Source organism: Candidatus Pelagibacter sp. PS_17 (assembly GCF_059417945.1).
On record NZ_CM182073.1, the window covers coordinates 868,942 to 893,622 of the forward strand.

The window sequence follows — 24,681 nt, forward strand, 5'->3', positions numbered from 1 at the left end:
AATTTATAGTCAATCCCTTATGAATATATTATGCTTAAGGTAATTTATCAAAATTTACACTGGCAATGCTACATACTAGTAAAGATATACGAAGTCCTGGTTTAAGAACGTTACCACCTGGAGTTGAAAGATATTTTGTAAGAGGTGGAGGTTTATCAATTATAGAAGTTTTACCAGAAGATAAAATAGAAATAATAAATGAAGAAGGAAAACAAATTTGTGAAATAATTGTTTTTAATTCAAAAGGTAAATCTGATTTATCTATTTTAAATTTAAAAGAAAATTCTAACGCAGATTTTTCAAAAAAAACTATCTCAAACGATGAAAAAATTTCAAAAATTTTAAAGAAAAAAAACTTAAATTTAAGTAATGCTAAAGCATCTATCATTTTTAACGATGATTGCTTGATGGGTGAAAAAATAACACTAACCTCAAAAGATAAATGCATTGTAATGATTGCTGCACCTGGTGATGCAATGAATGTTCATGAACAAAATCCTCCAACAGATTTAACGATTTATTTAAATAAAGCTAAATTTATTGAAACTGATGAACAATTTATCTTACCAGATCCACTTAGTGATCCAATTATAGAACAACTTGTAAAAAGAAGAACTGCTGAAACCTACAGTGTTAAAGCTGGTGAATATATTCAAATAATTGATCCAGGTGGAAGACAGTGTTCTGATTTTTTAGCTTTTGATACACAAAAATTAAATGACGGTATTGAAAGCATTATTGATGATAAAACAACACGAACCTTTATGGGTGGTGCCTACCCTGGGCCAGGATTATTTTCAAAGTTTTATGACGGCGATCATGAAGCTATGATTGAAGTTGTGAGAGATACCGTTGGAAGACATGATACTTTCAATCTTGCTTGCACATCAAAATACTATGAAGACATGGGATATATGGGGCACATAAATTGTACAGATAATTTTAATAATAGGCTGGATAAATATGACATCAATTCTCGAAAAAGCTGGTCTGCAATAAATCTTTTTTTCAATACTGCTATTGACGCTAATAATGTTGCATCTTTTGATGAGCCTTGGTCAAGACCGGGGGATTATGTTTTGTTTAGGGCTTTAAAAGATTTAACTTGTATATCCTCTGCTTGCCCATGTGATGTAGATGCTGCAAATGGCTGGAATCCAACTGATATTTTTGTTAGGACTTATTCAAAGGAAAAAAAATATTCAAAAGCAATAGCATTTAGAATGAAAACAGACTCAGAGCCTAAATTAACACAAGAGACAGGGTTTCATAAAAAAACTTCTGAGCTAACAAGAAATTTTGTTGAGTATAAAGGTTTTTGGCTTGCTAATAATTTTACAAATTCAGGAACAATAAAAGAGTATACGGCTTGTAGAGAAAGTGCGATTGCAACAGACTTATCACCTCTTAGAAAGTTTGAAATTCTTGGACCTGATGCAGAAAATTTAATGCAATACACACTTACTAGAAATGTTAAAAAACTATCTATCGGACAAGTTGTTTATACAGCTATGTGTTATGAAAATGGCTGTATGCTAGATGACGGTACTTTATTTAAATTAGGACAAGATAATTTTAGATGGATCGGTGGAGATGAATACAGTGGTGAATGGTTAAAAGAACAAGCTAAGAAGAAAAATTACAAAGTTTGGATAAAATCTGCAACAGATCATATTCATAACATTGCCGTTCAAGGTCCAAATAGTAGAAAAATTTTAGAAAAGTTTGTATGGACGGCGCCAATCCAACCATCAATCACTGAACTTGAATGGTTCAGATTTAATATTGCAAGAATAGATCATGAAACAGGTACGCCAATTGTTATTTCAAGAACAGGTTACACGGGTGAACTTGGTTATGAAATATGGTGTCATCCAAAAGATGCTGCAGAAGTTTGGGATAAAGTTTGGGAAGCTGGTAAAGAGTTTGATATTACCCCATTAGGTTTAGAAGCTTTAGACATGGTTCGTATAGAAGCTGGCCTTATTTTTTATGGTTATGAGTTTGACGATCAAACAGATCCATTTGAAGCTGGAATTGGTTTTACAGTTCCACTTAAAACTAAGGAAGATGATTTTATAGGTAAAGAAGAATTAATTAAAAGAAAAGCAAATCCACAAAAAAAATTAGTTGGTCTGGAATTAGTAGGTCATGAACCGGCATTACATGGAGATTGTGTTCATGTAGGTCGTGGTCAAGTAGGTGTAATAACAAGTGGAATGCTATCCCCTAAACTTGGAAAAAATATTGCGCTTTGTAGAATAGATGTAAAATATTCTGAGATTGGAACTGAAGTTGAAATTGGTAAACTTGATGGTCATCAAAAAAGAATTGGAGCGAAAGTTGTACCTTTTCCTTTCTACGATCCAACAAAATCAAGAGTTAGAGCGTAATAAATGCCTAATAACAGTAAAGATCTTTTAAGTTTTTGGGAAGACCAAATGAAGCAATCCCATACTTCAAGCAACTATTTTTTTAGAAAATCCCCTTCTCATTATCATATGATGCTACTTGTAATGTCAGCTTACAAACATAATGAAAAGTTATCTGTTGAAGGGCTAAAGACAAAACTATTCAAAACTTCTAGACCAAAATCTGCATTGATTATTAATGAAGCTTGTGAAAAAGGATTCTTTCGTCTTGAAAAGACTTCAACTGACCAGCGAATAAAAAACATAGTGCCTAGTGAGACTTTTATTAATGAGTTTAAAGAATATTTAAATACACTGCAAAAGTTAAGTTATTAGTCACTTTTTAAAAAAATCTATAATATATAATTTATATATATAATTTATAGATCTATAAAAAATTGTATTTTTTTTTATCCAAAAAAATATTGTTTTGCTATGTCAACTTTACCAAAAAAAGCAAAAGTCGTAATTATAGGTGGTGGGATTCATGGCTTAAGTACAGCATGGAAACTTTCTGAAACTTATAAAAACGAAAATGACATAGTTGTTCTAGAAAAAAAAGATATCGCAGCAGGTGCAAGTGGAATTGCTTGTGGTGTTGTTAGAAATAATTATTTTCAGCCCGCTATGAGAGAATTAATGGCTCACTCAGTATCGGTTTGGGAAAGTGATCCCAAAGCATTTAAATATAACTCTGTCGGTTATTTGCAAATTTCACCGGAAGTTATGCACGAAGATGTTGCTTCAATAGCTAAACAACAAAAAGCAATAGGATATGATTCAGAATTTATAGAAGGTGAAGCAGACTGCATGAAGTATATGAAAAATATGTTTGGTGACTGGCAAGCTCAAGGGATAACTTCAGTTCTTCATGAAAAAAAAGGTGGTTATGCATTTAATAAAGATTCTATAAAAGCGCTTGAAGAAAAATCAACATCAAATGGGGTCAAGGTTGTTAAAGGGGTAACTGTTACAGGTTTTAAAAGAGGTAGTAACAGTAAAGCTGTTACAGGTGTTGAAACAGACAAAGGTATTATTGAGTGCGATCAAGTTGTTGTTGGTGCTGGTCCTTGGGTGAGAGATTTTTGGAATATGCTAGAGCTACCAAAAACTGCAAAAATTAAAGATAAAGATGGTAAATTTCATGAAACTGAAATGTGGAAATACTGGATGCTACAGGAAGGTGTAATTGGTGTTGATGAGGATTTTTTAAAAATGGATAATGGTGGTCAACCACCTGTAATTCATGTCGATTCTACGGCTCCTTTATATTCTGATAAAACAAAAAAATTAATTACTGATAAAATTTGGGGAATTTATTATAAACCTGATATCGAAGGTTTGGGAGTACAAGGTGGAACGTCACCCTACATAGTTGATAAACATTTTGATAAAGTTAATGTTGACCCCTATGGAATTGAGTCTCCTGAATTTCAAACTACAGAAGAGTTTAATGATATGTGGTGCTCAGCTTTAGCTCATTGTCAAAAAAGATTTGAAGGAAAATCTGATCTTTATAGAAAAGGCCCTTCAGGTGGACTTGGTTGCATGACCCCTGACTCATTTCCAATTTTTGATAAATTTTTAGAAAATGTTTACATGATTGCTGATGCTAACCACGGTTACAAAATGATTGGTGTTGGTGAACTTGTTGCAAAAGAAATTCTTGGAACTGAAAGTGATTTATTAAAACCGTTTAGATTCAACCGTTACGAGAAAGGTGAACTTCACCCAACTTCTAACAGTCCGTTCCCTTGGAGTTAAACTTCAAGCCTAGACACTAATAAATTTTTCAGTTACGGTTCGTTAAATAAAAATTCATTAGAGGGAGAGATAATGACAGATTTAGATAGACACGTAAGACAACCTGGTAGAGACAAATTAGTAAAGCAAGTTAGAGCTAAGATTAATGAGCTAGGTGTTGAATATATTTTTTTTCAATTTATTTCAGTAACTGGAAGAGTTGTAGGTAAAGGTATTCCTACTGATCACTGGGAAAGAACTTGCGAAAAAGGTTTTCAATTAGTTTACGGTGCTACAGCTAACTTATTTGTTGATCGTCATGGAGATTATATTGGTTATGGTCCAGAAGCAAAAGAGCTAGTTGGTATTCCTGATCCTGAAACTTTTTGCCAACTCCCTTGGGATAAAAAAGTTGCAAGAGTGTTTGTTACTTGCTTTAGAAATAGAGAAGAAAGAGAAAACCCAGGTGCACACTTAACTTCAGACTGCCGTGGAAATTTAAGAATACACGCTCAAGAATTTAAAAAGAAACACGGCTACCAATTAAGAGTTGGAACAGAGCCTGAAATGATGTGGTTAACTAAAAATGAAGATGGTTCACCAACAGGTAAAGGTTTTTCTAAACCCTACTGCTATCATATTGATCAATTCGAGTCGTTAAGACCAGTATTTATGAAAGTTTTTGAATACGCTAGAGCAATGGGCTTTGACATGATTCAAGGTGATCATGAGGATGCACCAGGACAATTAGAATTAAACTGGATGTATGATGACGTATTAAGAAATGCAGATAGACTTTCAACTTATAGACAAATTTGTGCTCAAGTTGCAAGAGAGTTTAATTTGATAGCTTGCTTTATGACAAAACCTTTTATGGGAGTGTCAGCAAGTGGTTGTCATACTAATATGTCTTTGTGGAAAGGTGGAAAAGATAAAGTTAATAAATTATCCCACAAATCAATACCAGCGATGGATGAAGTTTTCACTTATGTTGAAGGTGGAACTAATTACTTTATGCCTGATACTAAAGATATTCAGTTACCAGGTAAGGTTGGATTAAAAGCAATTGGTGGAGTAATGAAACATTTAGGTGCATTAACTGCAATTGGATCATCAACTGTAAACTCTTATAGAAGATTATGGGATACAGGTTTTTGGGCTCCTGTTTATGCTGATTGGGGATTTCAAAACAGAACATGTGGATTAAGAGTTTCTGCACCAGGAAGATTTGAATATCGTTCAGTTGACTCAATGCATAATCCTTACTTGATGGGTTCAGGATTATTGAAATGTTTTGATGATGGGATAACAAATAATATTGATCCAGGAAAACCAGAATCTAGAAGTATGTACGATGCTCAGGCAGCTGGTAAAGAAGTTAAAAAATTACCTTTGAGTCTAGGTGAAGCTTTAGATCGTCTGGCAGAAGATGAAGTGATCAAAGCAGCTATGCCAGATGAAATGTATAAAGTTTTCCATTGGTATAAAAATGATGAATGGGAAAGATTTTTAGGGGCAACAACTCAGTGGGACTTAGATACTTATCTAGATTGTCTACCGTAATCTTTAATAAAATAGGGGAAATATATGTGTGGAATAGCAGGATTAATACATAGAGGAAAATCATCCAATGTAGGAAGTGAGCTACAAGGAATGCTTCAAGCTTTAAAACATAGAGGAGAAGATTCTACAGGTTATGCTTTGTATGGAGATACTGATGGTAAAAATTTTATCATGCGTTTTAAAGTTGGAGAAAATGTTGGTGAAGGAAGTTCATCCATAATGGAAGATGTTTCTGTTTATGACAAAAGAAAGAAAATTGTTGATCAATATTTATCTGAACTAGGTGCTAAAATAGTAAAAGAGGAAAGAATTTTACCCTACTCTTTGAGATATGAGCTTGATTATGATGTAAAAGATCTACTAGAATTTTCACAAAAGATTGAAAGTATTCCAGGTGTTGAAATTTTATCTATGGGAAAATCCTTAGAGGTAATTAAAGATTTAGGAAATGCTCAAATGGTTCTTGATAGGTATGATTTAGGTAAAGTAGTTGGAACTCATGCAATTGGCCATGCAAGAATGGCTACAGAATCTGGTGTAGATATTAAATCAGCCCACCCTTTTTGGGGTTATCCTTTCAGTGATGTATCAGTAGTTCATAACGGTCAGTTAACTAACTATTGGAACAATAGAAGAATGCTTGAAAATAAAGGCATGAGATTTATGTCTGAGTGCGATTCAGAATTAATAGCGGTTTATATTGCTCAAAAAATGAAAGAAGGAGCAAGCCTTGAAGAGGGCATGAAAGCTTCATTAACAGGTCTTGATGGAGTGTTTACATATTTTGTTGCAACTAAAGATTCTTTAGGAATGGCAAAAGATACTATGGCTGCAAAACCTTTGGTTCTTTATGAGTCAGATGATTTAGTGGCAATGGGCTCAGAAGAAATAGCAATCAGATCAGTTCTACCACAAGAGATAGATACATATGATCCATTTGATGGAGAGGTAAAAGTATGGCAAATTTAAAGAATACAGAGAAAAAAACTAAAGCCCAGTCAATGGGTATGCACTCAGAAGTTTTAACAGGAAGAACTCAACAAAAGTTTTTTAATCCTGATGAAGGTGAAAACCTTTATTATTTTGGAACTTACGATGTAGATTTTAATAAAAGAACAGAGCTAGATGTTAAAGATATGACAGCTCCAGAAGCTAATAAAGAAATTGATAACTTAATGAGCCAAGGATTTGGCACAATTGTTATTAAAAACCCTCAAGGTAAACATAGTTTAGGGGTTGGTATTTTAAATAAATTAAATTTAATTTTTGAGGGAAGTTTAGGTTATTTTGGTATGGGTTCATGTGATGGACCTACTGTTAGAATTAATGGTAGAGTTGGTTGGTCTTGTGCAGAAAACTTAATGGCAGGAAAAGTTGTTATAGAGAAAAATGCAGGGTCTTGCTTTGGTGCCGCTATAAGAGGTGGTGATTTAATTTGCAAAGGAAGTGTTGGTGCAAGAACTGGAATTGACATGAAGGGTGGAACTATCATTGTTGGTGGTGATGCTGGAGCGTTCACTGGTTTTATGATGCAAAGAGGAAGAATAATTATTCTTGGTGATGTTGGAATAAACTTAGGTGACTCTATGTATGATGGCACAATCTTTATTGGTGGAAAAATAGGATCATTTGGAAGTGATGCTGTGCCTGCTGATCTAACTGCTAGTGATCAAGATTGGTTAAAACGAAAATTAAAAGTTGCAGAAATTGGTGAAAAATTTGATGTTAGTAAAATGACTAAAATTGTAGCTGGTAAAAAACTTTGGAACTATGACAATCTAGAACCTCATGAAAAGAAAGGAGCTATCTAATGGCTAAAAAGAAAACAAAAAAAAATGAAAAAAAATTAAAAAAAGCTAAAGGTAGTGTTGGTGGAAAAGCTGATGTTCATGCACATGAAGATGGTAAAAGAAATAAAAGTCTATTAGGTCACAATGCTATTTTTACTCCTGAAGTTATAGACGATATTCACATCAAAGCTCAACTTGGAAGATACAGAATGCGTGGAATGGCATTAATGAAAAAAATTCCAACATTTGATGATTTAGTATTCCTACCAGGAACTCTTACTAGATTTGTAATTGAAGGTTATAGAGAAAAATGTGAAACAAAAACTATTATCGGTCCTAATTGTGAGAACCCGATTGAACTAGATATACCAGTATATATTACAGGTATGAGTTTTGGTGCGCTTTCTTATGAAGCTAAAACTGCTTTAGCAAGAGGAGCAACAATGGCTGGAAGTGCTACTTGTTCAGGAGAGGGTGGAATGATTCCAGATGAAAGAAGATATTCTGAAAAATGGTACTATCAATGTATTCAATCAAGATACGGGTTTAACCCTCACCACGCTCAACTTGCTGATGCAATAGAAGTGTTTATTGGTCAAGGACAAAAAGTTGGAATGGGTGGACATTTAATGGGTCAAAAAGTTACTGATCAAGTTGCAGAAATGAGATCTTTACCATCTGGTATTGATCAAAGATCTCCAGCAAGACACCCCGACTGGCTAGGTCCAGATGATTTAGCTTTAAAAGTTGAAGAATTAAGACAACTTACAAAAAACAAAGTACCAATTCAGTTAAAACTAGGTGCATCAAAAGTTTATGATGATGTTCGTATGGCTGCAAAATGTAATCCTGACTCAATCTTTTTAGATGGTATGGAAGGTTCAACTGGAGCTGGTCCACATATAGCTGCTGCAAATACTGGTATCCCAGGAATTGCTGCAATCAGAGAAGCAAGAAGAGCTATTGATGATGTGGGTAAAACTGGACAGGTAACTTTAATTTATGCAGGTGGTATTAGAGATGGTGCTGATATGGCGAAGGCTTTAGCCTTAGGTGCTGATGCAATAGCAATTGGAACTGGTGCTTTAATAGCCTTAAACTGCAATAAAGATATTCCAGAAGCAAACTTTGAAAAAGAAATGGGTGTTAAGGCTGGTGACTGTTATCACTGCCACACTGGTCGTTGTCCAGTTGGTGTTGCAACCCAAGATCCTAAATTAAGAGCTAGATTAAATCCTGATGATGCTGCTTTAAGAGTTTATAATTACTTGCATGCAATGACATTAGAGGCTCAACTTTTAGCAAGAGCTTGTGGTAAAACTAATATTCACTCATTAGAACCAGAGGATTTAGCTGCACTAACAATGGAAGCTTCTGCACTAGCAAAAGTTCCTTTAACAGGAACCAACTTCACTGTTGGTGTTGATAACTATCACAAAATATAAGAGGTAAATATGGTTAAGAAAAAAACGAAAATAAAAGTAAAAAAAGAAAATCTAGGTGGAAAGTCTAAAGAAACTGCTAGAGAAAAAATGATTGGGCAACATATTGGTTATAGATATGATGTTAACTTACTCCCTGATTATAAAAAAATCACTCCATTCTTAAAAAAGTATATTGAAGCAATGGGATGGGATGATCTTAATTGGCTAGAAGATATACACATGGGTTATGAAGAAGATAGACCTGCTGTATTTTGTAGAAATGCAAATGGCTGGGTTACAATTCCAAAATCAATCAAATTGCCAAACAACCAACAAGACAGAGATATGATCGCAAGAGAGCTTTTAGTTAAGTTTCAAATGTCTAAAAAACACCCTCTTGTTGATTTGAAAAAAGCTTACCTTAAGTTTTAGTACCTCAATCAAAGGTTGATTATTTTTCAAAACTTGTAGTTATTACTTGCTTATTTAAGCAATGTATAGTTTGTCACGTCTCTATAAATTTTATAGTCTTTCTTAAAACTAATAGGAGAGAGATTATGGATGATCAATTAGGCGCTCTTACAGTTATATTTACAGAATTTTACTACTGGGTAACAGTGGTATTAATGTTCCTGATTCACGTCGGGTTTTGTATGTATGAAGTTGGAGCCTCACGATACAAGCATCACCAACATACTTTAATGAAAAATACCATGGTAATACCACTAGTAACGGTAACCTGGTTTTTCTTTGGTTGGTGGATTTACTGGGCATTCCCAACAGGACCGGGAATAGCACCTTCAATAATGAATGAGAGTTCAGCATTAATTACTGATGAAAGTACTTTTAGTGCGAAATGGTATGTGGCAAATACTGAATTTATGGCTGTCAACTTAGGTGACCGTATAAGTGGAGTATTCTGGGCTGCATTCTTACTATTTTCATGGACAGCTGCTTCAATTGTTTCTGGAGCAATCATTGAAAGAATTACAACTTTTGCATTTGGTATTTTAGCAATTGCAATTGGTTCGTGTTTCTGGGTAATTGATGCTGCTTGGGGATGGCACTTTGATGGATGGATGCTTAAAATTTTAGGGTATCATGACGCTTATGCATCAGGAGTAATTCACGCAATTGCGGGTGGATTTGCTTTAGGTGTTCTAATCGTACTAGGACCTAGAATTGGAAAATTCTCATCAAGTGGTGAACCAAGAAATATAGGACCAAGAAATCCATGGCTAGTTACAGTTGGATTATTTTTAATCTATACTGGTTTCTGGGGATTTTATGCGGCATGTAATATACCAATATTTGATCTTGGACCTGAGTATGGAATGGAAGGTGTCACATACTGGACAGCAACAAACATATATGTAACCCCAACCACACTGAGTGGAATAACCTATAACTTCTTGATGTCACTATCAGGTGGATTATTGGCTGGATACGTGGTCGCTAAAGGTGATCCATTCTGGACTTACTCAAGTGGACTGGCTGGTATCATCTGTGCATCTGCAGGTAATGATTTGTATCACCCGATACAAGCAATGCTTATTGGTGCAATCGGTGTAGTTATTTCATATAAAATGCATTACTGGGTTGAACGTAAGTTCAAAATTGATGATGCAGTTGGTGCAGTAGCAGTGCATGGTTATGCAGGGTTTGTTGGTCTTGTAATTTGTGGATTTGTTTTAAATGGCTATCCTTCATCTGGATACAGTGTTGGAGCTATGTGGGACGGATCAACTTATGCATCAATCAATCCACTGGGACAATTCCTTGGAGCAATTATAATGTTCGGAGTTCTTGGAATGTTACCAGGTTATGTTTTAGCTAGAATACTAAGCGCATTTGGCAAATTAAGAATACCACGTGAAGTTGAAATAGCTGGACTAGACTATGAAATAATGGAGGACGATAGAGAAGCTGAAAAAGCGGTCGCCTCTGCAACTAGGTAAAGGAGAAAAATATGGCTACAGTTACAAACTGGATAGATCATTTAAGTGCAGAAGAGGTTGTCGGAGCCATTTATCCGGGAGCTGGATCCACTGAAACTTTGCTAGTTATTCTTGGTGTAGTTTTTTGGATTGGGTGGCATGTCATCACAGCTAAATCTGAGAGTGAAAAACTCTCAAGATTAGCTAAGAAAAGACATGGTGCAAATGATCATAAAAGCAATATTACCGACTGGTAATATTAAATAAACTTTGGGCGCTGCTTAATTGTGGCGCCCTTTTTTTTATAAAAATTCTATATGAATGAGAATAATCAAGAAAATCAAAGACCAAGTAAGATGAGAGGTGTTGTTTTTCCAAAAGCAAAGTACGGAGTAATAGCAGCTATCATCATCATTGTAGTGGGAAATATTTTCTACTATAAGGAATTCTTACTATCTTTAATAAAATAAACTTAAAAATTTATGTGTGGAATTGTAGGGATTTATCTTAAAACAAAGAAATACGAAAAAGATCTTGGTAAATTTTTATCTGGAATGCTTGATGGTATGGCGACTAGAGGCCCTGATAGTGCTGGATTTGCAATATATACAAAGCAAAATAAAAATAAATTTAAATACTCTATTTGTTTAAATCAATTAACAGATAAAGAATTTAAAAAAAAAATATCTAAATTTTTAAAAAAAATAACACTTAAAACTTTTTCGGATCATGTAATTCTTGAAACAGAGGAAAAACCCAAAAAGGTATTAGAAATCCTAGATACTAAATTAAAAGAAGTTTCTTTGGTGGGCTATGGTAAAAGTATTAATATTTTTAAACAAACAGGAAACCCTAAAGATGTCGTTAGAAAATTTAAATTATCTTCTTTTTCAGGAACTCATGCAATAGGCCATACTAGAATGGCAACAGAGAGTGCAATTACAACTCAAGGTTCTCACCCCTACTCTACATCAGAAGATGAGTGCTTGGTTCATAATGGATCTCTTTCAAATCATAACAACGTACGAAGGTCTTTAAAAAAAGAAGGTCAGAAATTTAATTCAGAAAATGATACTGAGGTTGCGGCTGGTTACATCTCTAATCAAATTTCAAAAGGAGAAAATCTAGAAGAAACCCTAAAAAATAGCCTAAAAGATTTAGATGGTTTCTACACCTTTATAGCTGGTACTAAAGATGGTTTTGCATTGTTGAGAGATGAAATAGCTTGCAAGCCAGCAGTTGTTGCAGAAACAAAAGATTATGTAGCGGTTGCTTCAGAATTTCAATGTATGGCGCACTTGCCAAATGTAAACACAGCTAAAATTTTTGAACCAAAACCTGGTATTGTTTATCACTGGTAAATTATGAATTTAGATCTAAATAAAAAAAAACTAAGAGAAATTAATCAACTACTACAAAACGTTGGTAGAGAAAAAAATAACAGAAGTTTCCAAATTTTAAATCCCCAAGGTCAACACGCTATTTGTGCAGGTTTAAAAGATGATATTGAAGTTTCAATAAAAGGACACACTGGCTATTATTGTGCTGGGATGAATAAAAATGCTTCTATTACCGTACACGGAAATGTTGGAACGGGTGTAGCTGAAAACATGATGTCTGGTAAAGTAATTATCAAAGGCAATGCTTCTCAATCTGCTGGAGCAACTGGTCATGGCGGTTCTTTAATTATTGAAGGAGACGCTAGCTCAAGATGTGGCATATCAATGAAGGGGATTAACATTATAGTAAAGGGGTCTGTTGGTCATATGTCAGCATTTATGGCACAAAAAGGTAATTTAATTATTTTGGGAGACGCTGATGCTGATTTAGGAGACTCAATTTATGAGGCAAAAATATTTGTTAAAGGTAAGGTTAAAAGTTTAGGTTCTGATTGTATAGAAAAACAAATGGATGATAAAAATATAAAGGAATTAAATAAAATTTTTAAAGATTTGAATATATCTGAAGATGCAAAAAAATTTAAAAGATATGGATCTGCAAGAAATTTATATAATTTTAAAATTGATAATGTGAGCTCATATTAGTTATGAAAAAAGATTTAAAAGAATTTAAAACGTTTCCATCTTCAACAATTAAAGAAATTCAAAGAGCTGCTAAGGAAGGAATTTACCAAATTAGAGGATTGGGTGCTAAAAGAAAAGTTCCAGACTTTGATGACTTGGTATTTTTAGGAGCTTCCATGTCTAGATATCCATTAGAAGGTTATAGAGAGAAATGTAATACCTCTGTAATACTTGGAGACCGTTTTGCAAAAAATCCTATTAAATTAGATATACCAATTACTATTGCTGGAATGAGTTTTGGAGCTTTAGGTGCCAATGCAAAGGAAGCTTTGGGCAGAGGTGCTTCTGCTATGGGAACTTCGACAACCACTGGAGATGGAGGCATGACAAAAGAAGAAAGAGGATCTTCTAAATATCTAGTATATCAATTATTACCTTCTCGATACGGTATGAATCCAGATGATTTAAGAAAAGCAGATGCTATAGAAATAGTTGTGGGACAAGGTGCAAAACCTGGAGGGGGTGGAATGCTTCTTGGACAAAAAATTAATAAAAGAGTTGCTGGTATGAGAACTTTACCTGAGGGCATAGATCAAAGAAGTGCTTGTCGACATCCAGATTGGACAGGACCTGACGATTTAGAAATAAAAATTCAAGAATTGAGAGAAATTACAAATTGGGAAAAACCAATTTATATAAAAGTTGGAGCAGCAAGACCATACTATGATACGACTTTAGCAGTAAAAGCTGGTGCTGATGTTGTTGTGTTAGATGGAATGCAAGGTGGAACAGCTGCAACACAAGATGTTTTTATAGAACATGTGGGTATACCAACTCTTGGTGCCTTAAGAGAATCTGTAGATGCTTTAAAAGAATTGAACATGCATAGAAAAGTTCAATTAATTGTTTCTGGTGGAATTAGAACTGGTGCTGATGTTGCAAAAGCAATTGCAATGGGAGCAGATGCTGTATCAATAGGATCTGCTGCTATGATGGCTTTAAATTGTAATGCAGATCTTTATAGAAAAGATTACGAAAAACTTGGAACAGAGCCAGGTTACTGTCATCACTGTCATACAGGAAAATGTCCTGTAGGTGTTGCTACACAAGATCCTATACTAGAAAAAAGACTCAATCCTATAGAGGGGGGTAAAAGATTAAAAAATTATTTATCCACATTAACCCTAGAGTTGCAAACATTAGCAAGAGCAAATGGAAAATCAGATGTAAGAAATTTAGAACCTGAAGATTTAGCAGCTTTAACAGTAGAAGCTGCAGCAATGGCAAGAGTTCCGCTGGCTGGAACAGATTGGATACCAGGACTAAAAAATAAAAAATAGTATTGTGAAGACTAATTAACAGTTGTAAATTAAGAAATAAAATATGCCTATTAATTTATCTAAAATTGCTAAAGCTAAAAAAATAAAATATTTTTTGATTAGTTTTGTAGATTTTTTTGGTGTCTTGAGATCAAAATTAGTACCAGCACAAGCGATTGCAGACATGCAAAAGAATGGGGCGGGTTTTGCGGGTTTTGCAACTTGGCTAGATATGTCTCCTGCAGATGGGGATATGTTTGCTCTACCAGATCCTAAAAGTTTAATTCAATTGCCTTGGAACAAAGAAATTGGCTGGTTAGCTTCTGATTTATATATGTATGGTAAACCAGTTAAGGCTTCACCTAGAGTAATGCTCAAAGAGCAAATTAATAAATTACATAAAAAAGATTTAGTCATGAAGTCAGGTGTAGAGTGTGAATATTTTTTGATCTCAGAAGATGGGAGTAAAATTGCTGATGCAAGAGACACTCAATCAAAACCTTGTTACGATCAGTCTGCTTTAATGAGGAGATATGATTTAATCAAAGAAATATGCGATAGCATGATTACTATGGGTTGGAACCCATACCAAAATGATCATGAGGACGCTAATGGCCAGTTTGAAATGAATTGGGATTATACAGATTGTTTAACTACAGCTGATAGACATGTATTCTTTAAATATATGGTGAAATCATTAGCTGAAAAACATGGTTTGAGAGCAACATTTATGCCAAAACCTTTTAGCAATCTAACAGGAAATGGCTGTCATGCTCACATCTCTTTATGGAATGGAAAAATTAATAAATTTCTAGATAATGGAGACAAATTAGGTTTGAGCAAATTAGCATATAATTTTCTAGGTGGAATTATGAAACTTACTCAGCCTTTGACAGCATTTTTTAATCCGACAATTAATAGTTATAGAAGAATAAATGCACCACCAACAAAATCGGGAGCTACATGGTCACCTAGTAGTATTTCTTATACAGGAAATAATAGAACTCATATGATAAGAATTCCAGATAAAGGTAGATTTGAACTAAGGTTAATGGACGGAGCAGTAAATCCTTATTTGCTTCAAGCTGGAGTAATAGCTGCTGGTTTACATGGAATAAATAATAAAATAGATCCTGGTGAACCTTTATCTTGTAATATGTACACTGATCATAAAAATTACCCTCACCTAAAAAAATTACCTGACATAATTGAAGATGCATTAGATCAACTAGAAAATAGTAAAGAAATTAAGGAAGCATTTGGCGGTGATACTATTAAAAGCTATCTAAAGTTAAAAAGGTCTGAAATTAATGATTTTAATCAAGAAGAAAAATTTGATAAAAAAAGCTCGGTAACTCACTGGGAAAAAAATAGCACTCTTGATTGTTAATAAATGAAATCAATCATGCAGAAAGACCTTTGGTCTATTACATCATTTTTAGAGAATAAAAATTATAAATTTAATAAAGAAAATATACTTACGCAACTTCCAGAAAAATTTATAGATGAAGCAATTAAGGCTATATCTAGTTGGGATAATTATGCCCCCACTCCATTGGTTAAATTAAATAAACTAAATGATGAATTAAAATTTAAAAATATTTACTACAAAGATGAGGATAAACGGTTTGATCTAAAATCTTTTAAAGCTTTAGGTGGAGCTTTTGCTGTTTACAAGATTGCCAGTGAAAAAAACAATATAACTGTATCAACAGCAACAGCTGGAAATCATGGTCGATCTGTAGCCTGGGGAGCTCAAAGACTTGGATTAAAATGTAAAATATTTATAAGTGAATTTGTTAGTGAATCTAGAGCTGAAGCAATGCGTAAATTGAATGCTGAAGTGATTAGAGTTAAAGGTAATTATGACAATTCATTAAAAGAATGCATAAAACAATCTAAAGAAAATAATTGGGAAATTGTACAAGATGTGTCTTGGGAAGGTTACAAGGAAGTACCAAAATTAATTATGGCTGGATACACCATAATGATTAAAGAAATTTTAGATGAAGTAAAATCTAATTCAATATCACACGTATTTCTTCAAGCTGGAGTTGGTGGGATGGCTGCAGCAATGATTGCTGGCTTTGCAAAATTATCACAAAATATTCCGAAATTTATTATTGTTGAACCAGAAAATGCAGACTGTGTATTTCAAAGTATTAAGAATAATAAACCCACAAGTGTTGATATTAAAAAGGAAACAGTAATGGGTGGAATGTCTTGTGGTGATGTATCAAGTATTGCCTGGGAAATTTTAAAAAATTCTTCAAATTATTGTTTAACTATATCTGATGAAGCAATCTCAACTACTGTAGCATTGCTAGCAGAAAAGCGTTTATCCGATCTAAAAATAATAGCTGGTGAATGTGCTGTCCCAGGTATAATCGCGTTAATAAGCTCATTTAACAATAAAGAATACTTAGATAAGCTAGAGTTAAATGAACAATCAAATGTACTTCTATTTGGTTGTGAAGGTTTAACTGATAGTGCAATGTATCAAAAACTACTAAGTGATGGGTTGCAAAAAATCTGAGTAAATATGACAAAAAAAGCCATTGTTTGGATTAGGGAAGATTTTAGAATTGAATATAACGAAGCCTTTGCGACAGCAACTCAAAATCACGAGTATGTAAATGCTCTTTATATATATAACCCAAAAAACTTTGATAAAAAAAGAGAGGCCCAAAAATGGTGGCTGTCTAAATCACTAGAGAATTTAAATATAGATCTAAAGAAATTAAATATTACATTGGAAATTCAGTTAGGTGATGAACTGGAAGTATTATCAATTTTAAAAAAGAAAGATGATGTTACTGTTTATTGGAGTAAAGTTTATGAGCCAGATGTAATTAATAAAGGTAAAAAAATAAGAGATCTATTTATTAAGAATGAAGTTCAATATAAATATTTTAAAGGAAACATTCTTGTAGAATTTCAGGAAATGACTAAAGACGATGGCACACCCTATAAAGTATTCACTCCATTTTGGAAAAAAACTGAACAACATTATATTTCAAAAGCACCTTCAAAATTAATACGAGTTAAATCAAAAATTAAAAAGATAAACATATTTAAAAATTCAATTTCTATAAAAGAAATTTTACCTAAAAAAAATTGGTATAAAAAATTTGAGAAATACTGGAACCCATCTGAAAAAGAAGCTAAAAAATATTTACAAGAATTAATAAATAATAGAATTGAGGACTATGGTGATGCTCGAGATATTCCAGGTGTTAATGGAACCTCCAAGTTATCTCCTTTCTTAAAATTTGGTCAAATACATGTAGAAACAATTTGGAAGAAATGCCAAGACATTAAAGTTAAAAAAATTGGATATAGAAAGTATATTAATGAATTAGGATGGAGAGAATTTTCTCATAGTTTAATTAATTACTTTCCACAAATGTTAAAAGGTAATCTTAGAAAAGATTTTGACAATTTTCCTTGGGTTAAAAATGATAAATTTCTTAAAGCTTGGAAAGCAGGCATGACAGGATACCCTATTGTAGATGCTGGAATGAGAGAACTATACGAAACAGGATGGATGCATAATAGAGTTCGAATGATTGTTGCTTCTTTTCTTGTTAAGCATTTAAGAATTCATTGGATGGAGGGTGAAAAACATTTTAAAAATTGTTTAGTTGATTATAATGAAGCTAGTAACGTTGCTCAATGGCAATGGGTTGCAGGATGTGGTGCAGATGCAGCTCCCTACTTTAGAATCTTCAATCCTATTCTCCAGGGTGAAAAATTTGACAAAGATGGGATTTATACAAAAAAGTGGGTTCCTGAACTTAAAAACATGCCTAATAAATTTTTATACAAGCCATGGGAACTTGAAACCAAATACCAAGAACAGATTAAAGTAATTGTTGGTATCAACTATCCAAAACCAATTGTAGATCACGTTGAAGCAAGAAATGCTGCTCTAGATGCTTTTAAAACAATTAAAAAAAACTAATCTCCTAAATAATGAAGAACAATCAATCTTTTTTGCTTCTCAATTCTGTGCTCAAAAAGATATAAACCCTGCCAGGTACCAAGTAATAACTCATTGTTTTTAACGCTTAAAGAGATTTGATTATTAGTTAACGCAGATTTTATATGTGCAGGCATGTCATCTTTTCCCTCAGCTGTATGGATGTAAAGGGAATTGTCCATAGGTACGAGCTTATTAAAAAAATTTACTAAATCACTCTGAACATCTGGATCAGCATTCTCTTGAATTATTAAAGAAGCACTGGTGTGTTGAATGCTTATATTGATAATTCCATTATTAAATTCATTATCCTTGATCCATTTATTAGTTTCGCTTGTAAATTCATAGAAACTCTGGCCATTAGTACTCAATTCTAAATTAAAAAACTCTTGTCTCATAACTTCGTATACTTAATAGATGTTAATTCATACAACCTACTAATGGTTCTTTTAAATATCTTTTTTAAATCTTCAGAAGAGCTTAATAAATCTAATTGTAGTTGAGAAGTTATCATAAGTGGTATATTTTTTTCATAAAGAATATCAATTAAAGTAATAAATCTTTGTTGTTGATTAGAATTATCACTATTAAAAATTGGAATATTTTCTATAACAATAAAATTGCATACTTCAGTTATTTTAATGTAATCTTCAGCTCCAATATTTTTAGAACATAACTCTTTAAAATCAAAACGTGCTATTCCATTAAAGTAATTCTTAATAGTAAGCTTTCTACCTTTAATACTTAAGATCATTTCTTGATTAGTAAGATTTTTTGTTATTTTTCTAAAAAATTTATTAAGTTTAAAATTAGTTGATTCATTTAATGGATAAAAATATCTTTCATTTCTGTTTTTTACAGACTTTCTATAATCATCTTGGATAATTAATTGTGTCTCATAAGATCTTTCCTTCATTATTTTAATAAAGGGAAGAAATTGATCTCTTTGTAATCCATCTTTGTAAAGATCATTTATTTTAGTATTTGATGAAAATAAAACTTTAATATTCTCATCAAATATTTTTTTGAATAAGCTACCTAAAATCATAGCATCTACAATATTTGTAACCTGAAACTCATCAAAATAAATTAATTTAGATTTATTTTTTAGTTTTTGAACAAATTTATCTATAATATTTTCTTGTTTATTTTCTTTGTTTTTAAATACAAAGTCATGAAAACTAATCATAAACTCGTTAAAGTGAAATCTTTGTTTAGTTTTATCAAATTTATTATAAAAAAAATTTAGTATCATGGTTTTACCCACACCCACATCCCCTTGTAAATAAAACCCTGTTTTATAATTTTGTTTAGTAAATATTTTTTTTAGAAGTGATTTATTAAAGTTTTGATTGTAGAATAAATTCAGCTCATCGATTGAGCCTAATTGATTGGGATTAATTTCTAAATTGTTAATTTTACAATAACTAAGAAATAATTTATTTAAATTCATTTGGTGTTTTAAAATCTATACCATATTCTGATCTAGGGCCTTTTCTTAATCCAAAAGGACCAGATAAAAATAATGTAAGAGGTCTTGTTCCTGGTTTAAGATCAACTCTGTGTAAATTATTTGCTGATCTAAAACCAATATATCCAGGCGGTCTCCAAAATCTTCCATTTTTTAACGTTTCCCAATACCCCCCTCTTAATATAACAGTTATGTAAGGAAATGTGTGATTATGAACCCCTTCCCCATGATCGTCTGCTAACATTTCATGTAACAAAATATTAAATGGAAACCATTTAGGCCTATGTCTTAATAAAACATAATATCTATTCATCCAGGGTTTAGCTTCATTAAATTTGGGATGGGAAGGTCCACGATCTAAAACAACTTTTTTTCTTCCTAATTTATCGAGTAACTTAAGAAACATTACTAATTAAATTTGATAATAGAACCGTTGCTTATTAAAAAAAGATTATTTTCATTTATAAATGGCTGCAAAATTTTACTTCCTGAAACTTTTACTACATTCAAGATGTTACCTTCATTACTATTTACAATAATTAATTTTCCGTCACTATTAGTTAAATATATTTTATTCAAAGCTACGATAAAACCAGTAGGTTTTATTTGGTTTCTTTTCTTATCTTTATAGTTTTTATATAAATCGTTAATTCTTATTATATTCCCTGGTTTTTTGTCAATAATATATAAATATCCTTTTTCAGATATGGTTATTATAAGTTTGCCAATAACAACAGGTTTAAGATCTGAGCTAATCTCAGTTTTCCAATTAATTAATCCTGTAGCACTATCAATAGAATAAAATTCATTTTTATTATTAGAGAAAAATATTGTGTTTTCATTGATAACTAATTCTGAATTAGATAATTGAAATGCATTTTGACTAATATTATTATTTTGTGTGGGTAGTTGCCACACCAGTTGACCAGATTTTATATCTACCGCTGTGATGTCTCCAATTGAATTATTAAAATAAATATTTTTATCATCAAGCGCAATTGATATTTGGGTATTTGATTTTGTTAAAGACTCTTCAGTTTTTAAATTCCATATTTCAGATCCATCTTTTATTGATATTGATCTTAGAATATTTTTATAATCGACCACATAAAAAACATCATCTTTTATTTTAATGTTAGAGTTAAAAGGAACTATGTTTGTTTTTGTCCATAATAGCTCTCCTGTATCAATATTAATTGCATAATATTTTGCCACATCATCTGTTACAATTAATATATCGTCTTTTAATGCAAAATTTAATCTTGGCCTAATTTTTTTTTCACTTTTATTGTAAAAATTATTTTTCCATAAAGTTTTTTGATTTTCATCGTAAAGAGTTATTTCACCTTTGTTGTCATAAAAAACTAAATTATTATTATAAAATAAAGGGCTGGGACTTATAAAATCAAAATCATTAAATTTAGAAAAGTTATATTTTCCAATTTTTTCTAAGACCCCTTCATAAGTTAGTTCGCCAGTATCATTTTGATCATTCAAGCTGTTTTGATTTAGCTTGCCATTTGATATTTTAACATAAAGATTTGAATTAAATTCTTCTTCAGGTCTTATTTGTTTGGTTAAAATAGTTTTGTTATTTTCAATTTGCTGTTGATTTTTGTCATCTTTATTCCAAAAACCTGCTTTTTTACTAGTTGAGCAGTTGTTTAAAATTAAGAGGATTAGGACTGATAATAGTACTTTATTCACCAAGGTCTCTGTTTAGTCTCTTTTGTGACTCAGTTTTAATTGTGCCGTTAGCATTAGGTAAAATTATAATTTGGTTAAAAAATTCTTTAGCTTTTTGTTTTTCATCTTTTGAATAAAAAAATTCTGCAAGTAAGTATAATGCATGGGACTTCCAGATGCTTTCAGAATTAATTACTGGATTAAGTATTTGCAATAATTCATTTTCACTAACAAAGTCTGAATTGAATAATGCTTTTTTATATATAATCAAATTCTTAATTTCGTTATCAAGTTTTGTATTTTCAATTAACTCATTAAATAATATATTTATCTCATCATTGTTCTCTAATAAATTATTGTCTAGTAGATGATATAAAGCTAATGGAGAATAAGTTGCATCATTACTTTTTACAACATTAACCATTTCATCAATTGTTTTTTGTTTATTTTCAGGATTAAGATCTATTAATGCTAAGTTGTATTGATTAGCTAATTTAATTTTATTTTTTTCTTTAGAATTTTCAAATGATAGATAGCCAATTATAATTACTAATATTATTGAAATAATTATTATAAGTTTTTTTTTATTATCTATAAAAAAATTCTTTATTCTCTCATTTCTTGCGTTTGTATCTATGATTGTAATTTCTTCGTCCATTTCTATATCATATTCCTTAATACATACTGAAGTATTCCACCATTTTTATAATACTCTAATTCGTTTTTAGTGTCTATTCTACATAGCGTTTTGATCTTTTTAATGTCTCCCGAGGCATATTTTATTTCAACTTGAACATGATCTGATGCATTTATACCCTCTTCAATTTGAAGAACTGTTATCAACTCTGAACCAATTAATTTTAAGTTTACCCTATCGTGTCCTTCGGTAAATTGTAGAGGTAAAACACCCATTCCAATTAAATTAGATCTATGAATTCTTTCAAAACTTTCTGCTATTACAACTTTAACACCTAATAGTTTTGTTCCTTTGGCAGCCCAATCTCTTGACGATCCTGTTCCATATTCTTTTCCACCTATAACAACAAGGTCTGTGCCTCTTTTTTTATATTCCTCAACAGCATTATAAACTGGCATTACTTTTTCTTCTGGATATAATTTTGTAAACCCACCTTCTGTTCCTGGTGCCATTTCATTTCTTATTCTAATATTTGCAAAAGTTCCTCTCATCATTACCTCATGGTTTCCTCTTCTTGATCCGTAAGAGTTATAATCTGTTGGAAGTATTTGATGTTCCATAAAATATTCACCTGTCGGGCTTTCTTTTTGAATATTTCCTGCTGGAGAAATATGATCAGTTGTAACCATATCCCCTAAAATTAAAAGTGGTCTTGCCTCTTTAATAGGTTTAAATCCCTCAGGTTGATCAGATAAATTTTCAAAAAATGGTGGTTTCTTTACATAAGTTGAACTTGAATCCCAATTGTAAATACTGGTATTTTCAGTTTTAATTTCTTGCCACTGTTTAGGGCCTTCTGAAACATTTGAATATCTTTTAACAAACATCTCTGCATTTAGAGATTCTCTTAATGTGTCTTCAATTTCCTTATTAGATGGCCAAATATCTTTTAAAAATACATCTTTACCATCTTTACTTTTTCCTAAAGGCTCTTTGTATAAATCAAATTCCATGTGACCAGCAAGTGCATAAGCTACTACAAGTGGTGGTGATGCTAAGTAATTAGCTTTTATATGTGGAGAAATTCTTCCTTCAAAATTTCTATTTCCAGATAAAACTGACACAGCGTAGATGTTTTCCTTGTCTATTGCTTTAACAATTTCCTCTGGTAAAGGGCCTGAATTTCCTATGCAAGTCGTGCAACCATATCCAACCAAATTGAAACCAAGTTTATCTAAAAATACATTCAGTCCTGCTTTTGCTAAATAATCTGTAACTACTTGTGAGCCTGGTGCTAATGATGTTTTAACCCAAGGTTTGGTTTCTAAACCAAGTTCAACTGCTTTTTTTGCTAATAACCCAGCACCAATTAATACATTTGGATTGGATGTATTTGTACATGAAGTAATAGCTGCAATTAATATTGAGCCATCTTTAATTTCATAATCTGTTCCTGATACTTTTGAAATATGCTGTTCTTTTCTATTAGTTGCATCTTCAAAAACTTTTTTAAATCCAGTAGATGCATCTGTTAATAAAACTTTGTCCTGAGGTCTTTTAGGTCCTGAAATAGTTGGAACAACTGTAGACATATCTAACGATAAGGTATCAGTAAATTCAACTTGGTCATTAGCCCATAAACCTTGTTCTTTTGCATATTTCTCAACTATATTTACTGTGATCTCATCTCTACCTGAGAATCTTAAATACTTTAATGTCTCTTCATCAATTGGGAAAAAGCCACATGTTGCTCCATATTCTGGTGCCATATTTGCAATTGTTGCTCTATCAGCAAGAGTTAAATTCTTTAAGCCTTCTCCATAAAATTCAACAAATTTTCCAACAACTCCTTTATCTCTTAACATTTTTACAACTGTTAAAACTAAATCTGTCGCAGTAGTACCTTCTGGCATTTTATTTTTAACTTCAAATCCTATTACTTCTGGAATTAACATTGAAATTGGCTGACCTAACATTCCAGCTTCAGCTTCTATTCCACCAACACCCCAACCAAGAACTGATAAACCATTAACCATAGTAGTGTGACTATCAGTACCAACTAACGTGTCAGGAAATAAATAGTTCTCGTTTTGAAATTTTTCAGACCAGACTACTTTTGATAAATATTCTAAATTAACCTGGTGACAAATCCCAGTTCCAGGAGGAACAATTCTAAAGTTATTAAAAGCTTGCTGTCCCCATTTTAAAAAAGAATATCTCTCACCATTTCTTTTAAATTCAATATCAACATTTTTTTCAAATGAATCTGAGTTTGCAGATTTATCTACTTGTACAGAGTGATCAATAACTAGATCAACTGCAGAAAGTGGGTTGATTGTATTGGGATCTTTATTTTTTTCTTTAACCGCTTCTCTCATAGCTGCAAGATCAGCAACGGCTGGTATTCCCGTGTAGTCCTGTAACAAAACTCTAGCTGGTCTATAAGCTATCTCAGTTAATGATTTTTTTGTCTTTAGCCATTCTTTAATTGCTTCTATTTGACTTTTAGTTACTGACAGATCGTCCTCGTATCTTAAAAGGTTTTCTAACAAAACTTTTAATGACTTTGGAAGTTTTGAAATTCCATCTAAACCATTCTTTTCTGCTTCTACTAAAGAATAATATTTGTAGTCCCTATCATTAATACTGATAGTTTTTAGGGAGTTATAAGAATTTTGATTTCCTGGTTTCATT

At 32.1% G+C, this 24,681-nt stretch carries 23 protein-coding genes; 17 read left to right on the forward strand and 6 right to left on the reverse strand.

Annotation, left to right across the window (positions count from 1 at the left end; genetic code table 11):
* Positions 1-65: 65 nt before the first annotated feature.
* The 17 genes from AC5SML_RS04710 (at position 66) to AC5SML_RS04790 (ending at position 18,175) form a co-directional block, all read left to right on the forward strand.
* Positions 66-2,393 carry a trimethylamine N-oxide demethylase gene (locus AC5SML_RS04710; RefSeq protein ID WP_011282291.1) on the forward strand — a complete coding sequence of 776 codons (2,328 nt, stop codon included), beginning with the start codon at positions 66-68 and terminating at the stop codon, positions 2,391-2,393.
* Positions 2,394-2,396: 3 nt separating this feature from the next.
* The gene (locus tag AC5SML_RS04715; protein WP_011282292.1) at positions 2,397-2,747 is read left to right on the forward strand and encodes a hypothetical protein; all 351 of its coding nucleotides are present in this window, start codon (positions 2,397-2,399) and stop codon (positions 2,745-2,747) included.
* Positions 2,748-2,846: 99 nt separating this feature from the next.
* Positions 2,847-4,175 (forward strand): NAD(P)/FAD-dependent oxidoreductase, encoded by a 1,329-nt coding sequence (locus tag AC5SML_RS04720; protein ID WP_011282293.1) that lies wholly within the window; start codon positions 2,847-2,849, stop codon positions 4,173-4,175.
* A gap of 72 nt (positions 4,176-4,247) precedes the next feature.
* Positions 4,248-5,717, forward strand: a complete 1,470-nt coding sequence (locus tag AC5SML_RS04725; RefSeq protein ID WP_027307086.1) for a glutamine synthetase family protein — start codon at positions 4,248-4,250, stop codon at positions 5,715-5,717.
* A gap of 24 nt (positions 5,718-5,741) precedes the next feature.
* Positions 5,742-6,686 carry a class II glutamine amidotransferase gene (locus AC5SML_RS04730; protein WP_011282295.1) on the forward strand — a complete coding sequence of 315 codons (945 nt, stop codon included), beginning with the start codon at positions 5,742-5,744 and terminating at the stop codon, positions 6,684-6,686.
* Complete coding sequence (locus AC5SML_RS04735; protein WP_011282296.1) at positions 6,674-7,528, forward strand: GltB/FmdC/FwdC-like GXGXG domain-containing protein; 855 nt, start codon at positions 6,674-6,676, stop codon at positions 7,526-7,528. The genes AC5SML_RS04730 and AC5SML_RS04735 overlap by 13 nt, the downstream gene beginning before the upstream one ends.
* Positions 7,528-8,952, forward strand: coding sequence for an FMN-binding glutamate synthase family protein (locus tag AC5SML_RS04740; protein ID WP_006997979.1), 1,425 nt, complete (start codon positions 7,528-7,530; stop codon positions 8,950-8,952). The genes AC5SML_RS04735 and AC5SML_RS04740 overlap by 1 nt, the downstream gene beginning before the upstream one ends.
* Positions 8,953-8,961: 9 nt before the next feature.
* The gene (locus AC5SML_RS04745) at positions 8,962-9,363 is read left to right on the forward strand and encodes a hypothetical protein (protein WP_006997978.1); all 402 of its coding nucleotides are present in this window, start codon (positions 8,962-8,964) and stop codon (positions 9,361-9,363) included.
* 125 nt (positions 9,364-9,488) lie between these two features.
* Positions 9,489-10,889 (forward strand): ammonium transporter, encoded by a 1,401-nt coding sequence (locus AC5SML_RS04750; RefSeq protein WP_011282297.1) that lies wholly within the window; start codon positions 9,489-9,491, stop codon positions 10,887-10,889.
* Between the two features lie 11 nt (positions 10,890-10,900).
* The gene (locus AC5SML_RS04755) at positions 10,901-11,125 is read left to right on the forward strand and encodes a hypothetical protein (protein ID WP_006997976.1); all 225 of its coding nucleotides are present in this window, start codon (positions 10,901-10,903) and stop codon (positions 11,123-11,125) included.
* A 60-nt stretch (positions 11,126-11,185) separates the two neighbouring features.
* Positions 11,186-11,338: a hypothetical protein gene (locus tag AC5SML_RS04760; RefSeq protein ID WP_006997975.1), complete on the forward strand. Its 153-nt coding sequence runs from the start codon at positions 11,186-11,188 to the stop codon at positions 11,336-11,338.
* A gap of 12 nt (positions 11,339-11,350) precedes the next feature.
* Complete coding sequence (locus AC5SML_RS04765) at positions 11,351-12,229, forward strand: class II glutamine amidotransferase (protein WP_011282298.1); 879 nt, start codon at positions 11,351-11,353, stop codon at positions 12,227-12,229.
* Positions 12,230-12,232: 3 nt separating this feature from the next.
* Positions 12,233-12,913 carry a GltB/FmdC/FwdC-like GXGXG domain-containing protein gene (locus AC5SML_RS04770; protein ID WP_011282299.1) on the forward strand — a complete coding sequence of 227 codons (681 nt, stop codon included), beginning with the start codon at positions 12,233-12,235 and terminating at the stop codon, positions 12,911-12,913.
* Positions 12,914-12,915: 2 nt separating this feature from the next.
* The gene (locus tag AC5SML_RS04775) at positions 12,916-14,232 is read left to right on the forward strand and encodes an FMN-binding glutamate synthase family protein (RefSeq protein WP_006997972.1); all 1,317 of its coding nucleotides are present in this window, start codon (positions 12,916-12,918) and stop codon (positions 14,230-14,232) included.
* Between the two features lie 43 nt (positions 14,233-14,275).
* The gene (glnT, locus tag AC5SML_RS04780; RefSeq protein WP_006997971.1) at positions 14,276-15,601 is read left to right on the forward strand and encodes a type III glutamate--ammonia ligase; all 1,326 of its coding nucleotides are present in this window, start codon (positions 14,276-14,278) and stop codon (positions 15,599-15,601) included.
* A 3-nt stretch (positions 15,602-15,604) separates the two neighbouring features.
* Positions 15,605-16,747, forward strand: coding sequence for a diaminopropionate ammonia-lyase (locus AC5SML_RS04785; RefSeq protein WP_027307088.1), 1,143 nt, complete (start codon positions 15,605-15,607; stop codon positions 16,745-16,747).
* 6 nt (positions 16,748-16,753) lie between these two features.
* Positions 16,754-18,175: a cryptochrome/photolyase family protein gene (locus AC5SML_RS04790; RefSeq protein ID WP_027307089.1), complete on the forward strand. Its 1,422-nt coding sequence runs from the start codon at positions 16,754-16,756 to the stop codon at positions 18,173-18,175.
* Here AC5SML_RS04790 and AC5SML_RS04795 read toward each other — a convergent pair.
* The 6 genes from AC5SML_RS04795 to acnA are packed head-to-tail and all read right to left on the reverse strand — an operon-like array spanning position 18,172 to position 24,680.
* Positions 18,172-18,591, reverse strand: coding sequence for a secondary thiamine-phosphate synthase enzyme YjbQ (locus tag AC5SML_RS04795; RefSeq protein ID WP_494616932.1), 420 nt, complete (start codon positions 18,589-18,591; stop codon positions 18,172-18,174). The genes AC5SML_RS04790 and AC5SML_RS04795 overlap by 4 nt on opposite strands.
* A complete protein-coding gene (gene zapE / locus AC5SML_RS04800; RefSeq protein WP_494587170.1) occupies positions 18,588-19,646 on the reverse strand; it encodes a cell division protein ZapE in 1,059 nt (352 codons plus the stop codon). Before zapE ends, AC5SML_RS04795 begins: the two co-directional genes overlap by 4 nt.
* Complete coding sequence (locus AC5SML_RS04805; RefSeq protein WP_494616934.1) at positions 19,633-20,070, reverse strand: hypothetical protein; 438 nt, start codon at positions 20,068-20,070, stop codon at positions 19,633-19,635. The genes zapE and AC5SML_RS04805 overlap by 14 nt, the downstream gene beginning before the upstream one ends.
* A 2-nt stretch (positions 20,071-20,072) precedes the next feature.
* Positions 20,073-21,371: a PQQ-binding-like beta-propeller repeat protein gene (locus AC5SML_RS04810; RefSeq protein ID WP_494616935.1), complete on the reverse strand. Its 1,299-nt coding sequence runs from the start codon at positions 21,369-21,371 to the stop codon at positions 20,073-20,075.
* Positions 21,364-22,008, reverse strand: coding sequence for a hypothetical protein (locus AC5SML_RS04815; protein ID WP_027307094.1), 645 nt, complete (start codon positions 22,006-22,008; stop codon positions 21,364-21,366). Before AC5SML_RS04815 ends, AC5SML_RS04810 begins: the two co-directional genes overlap by 8 nt.
* Positions 22,009-22,010: 2 nt before the next feature.
* The gene (gene acnA / locus AC5SML_RS04820; RefSeq protein WP_494616937.1) at positions 22,011-24,680 is read right to left on the reverse strand and encodes an aconitate hydratase AcnA; all 2,670 of its coding nucleotides are present in this window, start codon (positions 24,678-24,680) and stop codon (positions 22,011-22,013) included.
* Between the last annotated feature and the right edge of the window lies 1 nt (position 24,681).

Bases quoted from the DNA above. Each gene is read 5' to 3' on its own strand.
- AC5SML_RS04730 (WP_011282295.1), top strand. From the start codon at position 5,742: ATGTGTGGAATAGCAGGATTAATACATAGAGGAAAATCATCCAATGTA.
- AC5SML_RS04790 (WP_027307089.1), top strand. From the start codon at position 16,754: ATGACAAAAAAAGCCATTGTTTGGATTAGGGAAGATTTTAGAATTGAA.
- AC5SML_RS04720 (WP_011282293.1), top strand. From the start codon at position 2,847: ATGTCAACTTTACCAAAAAAAGCAAAAGTCGTAATTATAGGTGGTGGG.
- AC5SML_RS04755 (WP_006997976.1), top strand. From the start codon at position 10,901: ATGGCTACAGTTACAAACTGGATAGATCATTTAAGTGCAGAAGAGGTT.
- AC5SML_RS04775 (WP_006997972.1), top strand. From the start codon at position 12,916: ATGAAAAAAGATTTAAAAGAATTTAAAACGTTTCCATCTTCAACAATT.
- AC5SML_RS04735 (WP_011282296.1), top strand. From the start codon at position 6,674: ATGGCAAATTTAAAGAATACAGAGAAAAAAACTAAAGCCCAGTCAATG.
- AC5SML_RS04715 (WP_011282292.1), top strand. From the start codon at position 2,397: ATGCCTAATAACAGTAAAGATCTTTTAAGTTTTTGGGAAGACCAAATG.
- acnA (WP_494616937.1), bottom strand. From the start codon at position 24,680: ATGAAACCAGGAAATCAAAATTCTTATAACTCCCTAAAAACTATCAGT.
- AC5SML_RS04725 (WP_027307086.1), top strand. From the start codon at position 4,248: ATGACAGATTTAGATAGACACGTAAGACAACCTGGTAGAGACAAATTA.
- AC5SML_RS04765 (WP_011282298.1), top strand. From the start codon at position 11,351: ATGTGTGGAATTGTAGGGATTTATCTTAAAACAAAGAAATACGAAAAA.
- AC5SML_RS04760 (WP_006997975.1), top strand. From the start codon at position 11,186: ATGAATGAGAATAATCAAGAAAATCAAAGACCAAGTAAGATGAGAGGT.
- AC5SML_RS04710 (WP_011282291.1), top strand. From the start codon at position 66: ATGCTACATACTAGTAAAGATATACGAAGTCCTGGTTTAAGAACGTTA.
- AC5SML_RS04770 (WP_011282299.1), top strand. From the start codon at position 12,233: ATGAATTTAGATCTAAATAAAAAAAAACTAAGAGAAATTAATCAACTA.
- AC5SML_RS04745 (WP_006997978.1), top strand. From the start codon at position 8,962: ATGGTTAAGAAAAAAACGAAAATAAAAGTAAAAAAAGAAAATCTAGGT.
- AC5SML_RS04815 (WP_027307094.1), bottom strand. From the start codon at position 22,008: ATGGACGAAGAAATTACAATCATAGATACAAACGCAAGAAATGAGAGA.
- AC5SML_RS04750 (WP_011282297.1), top strand. From the start codon at position 9,489: ATGGATGATCAATTAGGCGCTCTTACAGTTATATTTACAGAATTTTAC.
- AC5SML_RS04740 (WP_006997979.1), top strand. From the start codon at position 7,528: ATGGCTAAAAAGAAAACAAAAAAAAATGAAAAAAAATTAAAAAAAGCT.
- AC5SML_RS04805 (WP_494616934.1), bottom strand. From the start codon at position 20,070: ATGTTTCTTAAGTTACTCGATAAATTAGGAAGAAAAAAAGTTGTTTTA.
- AC5SML_RS04795 (WP_494616932.1), bottom strand. From the start codon at position 18,591: ATGAGACAAGAGTTTTTTAATTTAGAATTGAGTACTAATGGCCAGAGT.
- AC5SML_RS04785 (WP_027307088.1), top strand. From the start codon at position 15,605: ATGAAATCAATCATGCAGAAAGACCTTTGGTCTATTACATCATTTTTA.
- zapE (WP_494587170.1), bottom strand. From the start codon at position 19,646: ATGAATTTAAATAAATTATTTCTTAGTTATTGTAAAATTAACAATTTA.
- glnT (WP_006997971.1), top strand. From the start codon at position 14,276: ATGCCTATTAATTTATCTAAAATTGCTAAAGCTAAAAAAATAAAATAT.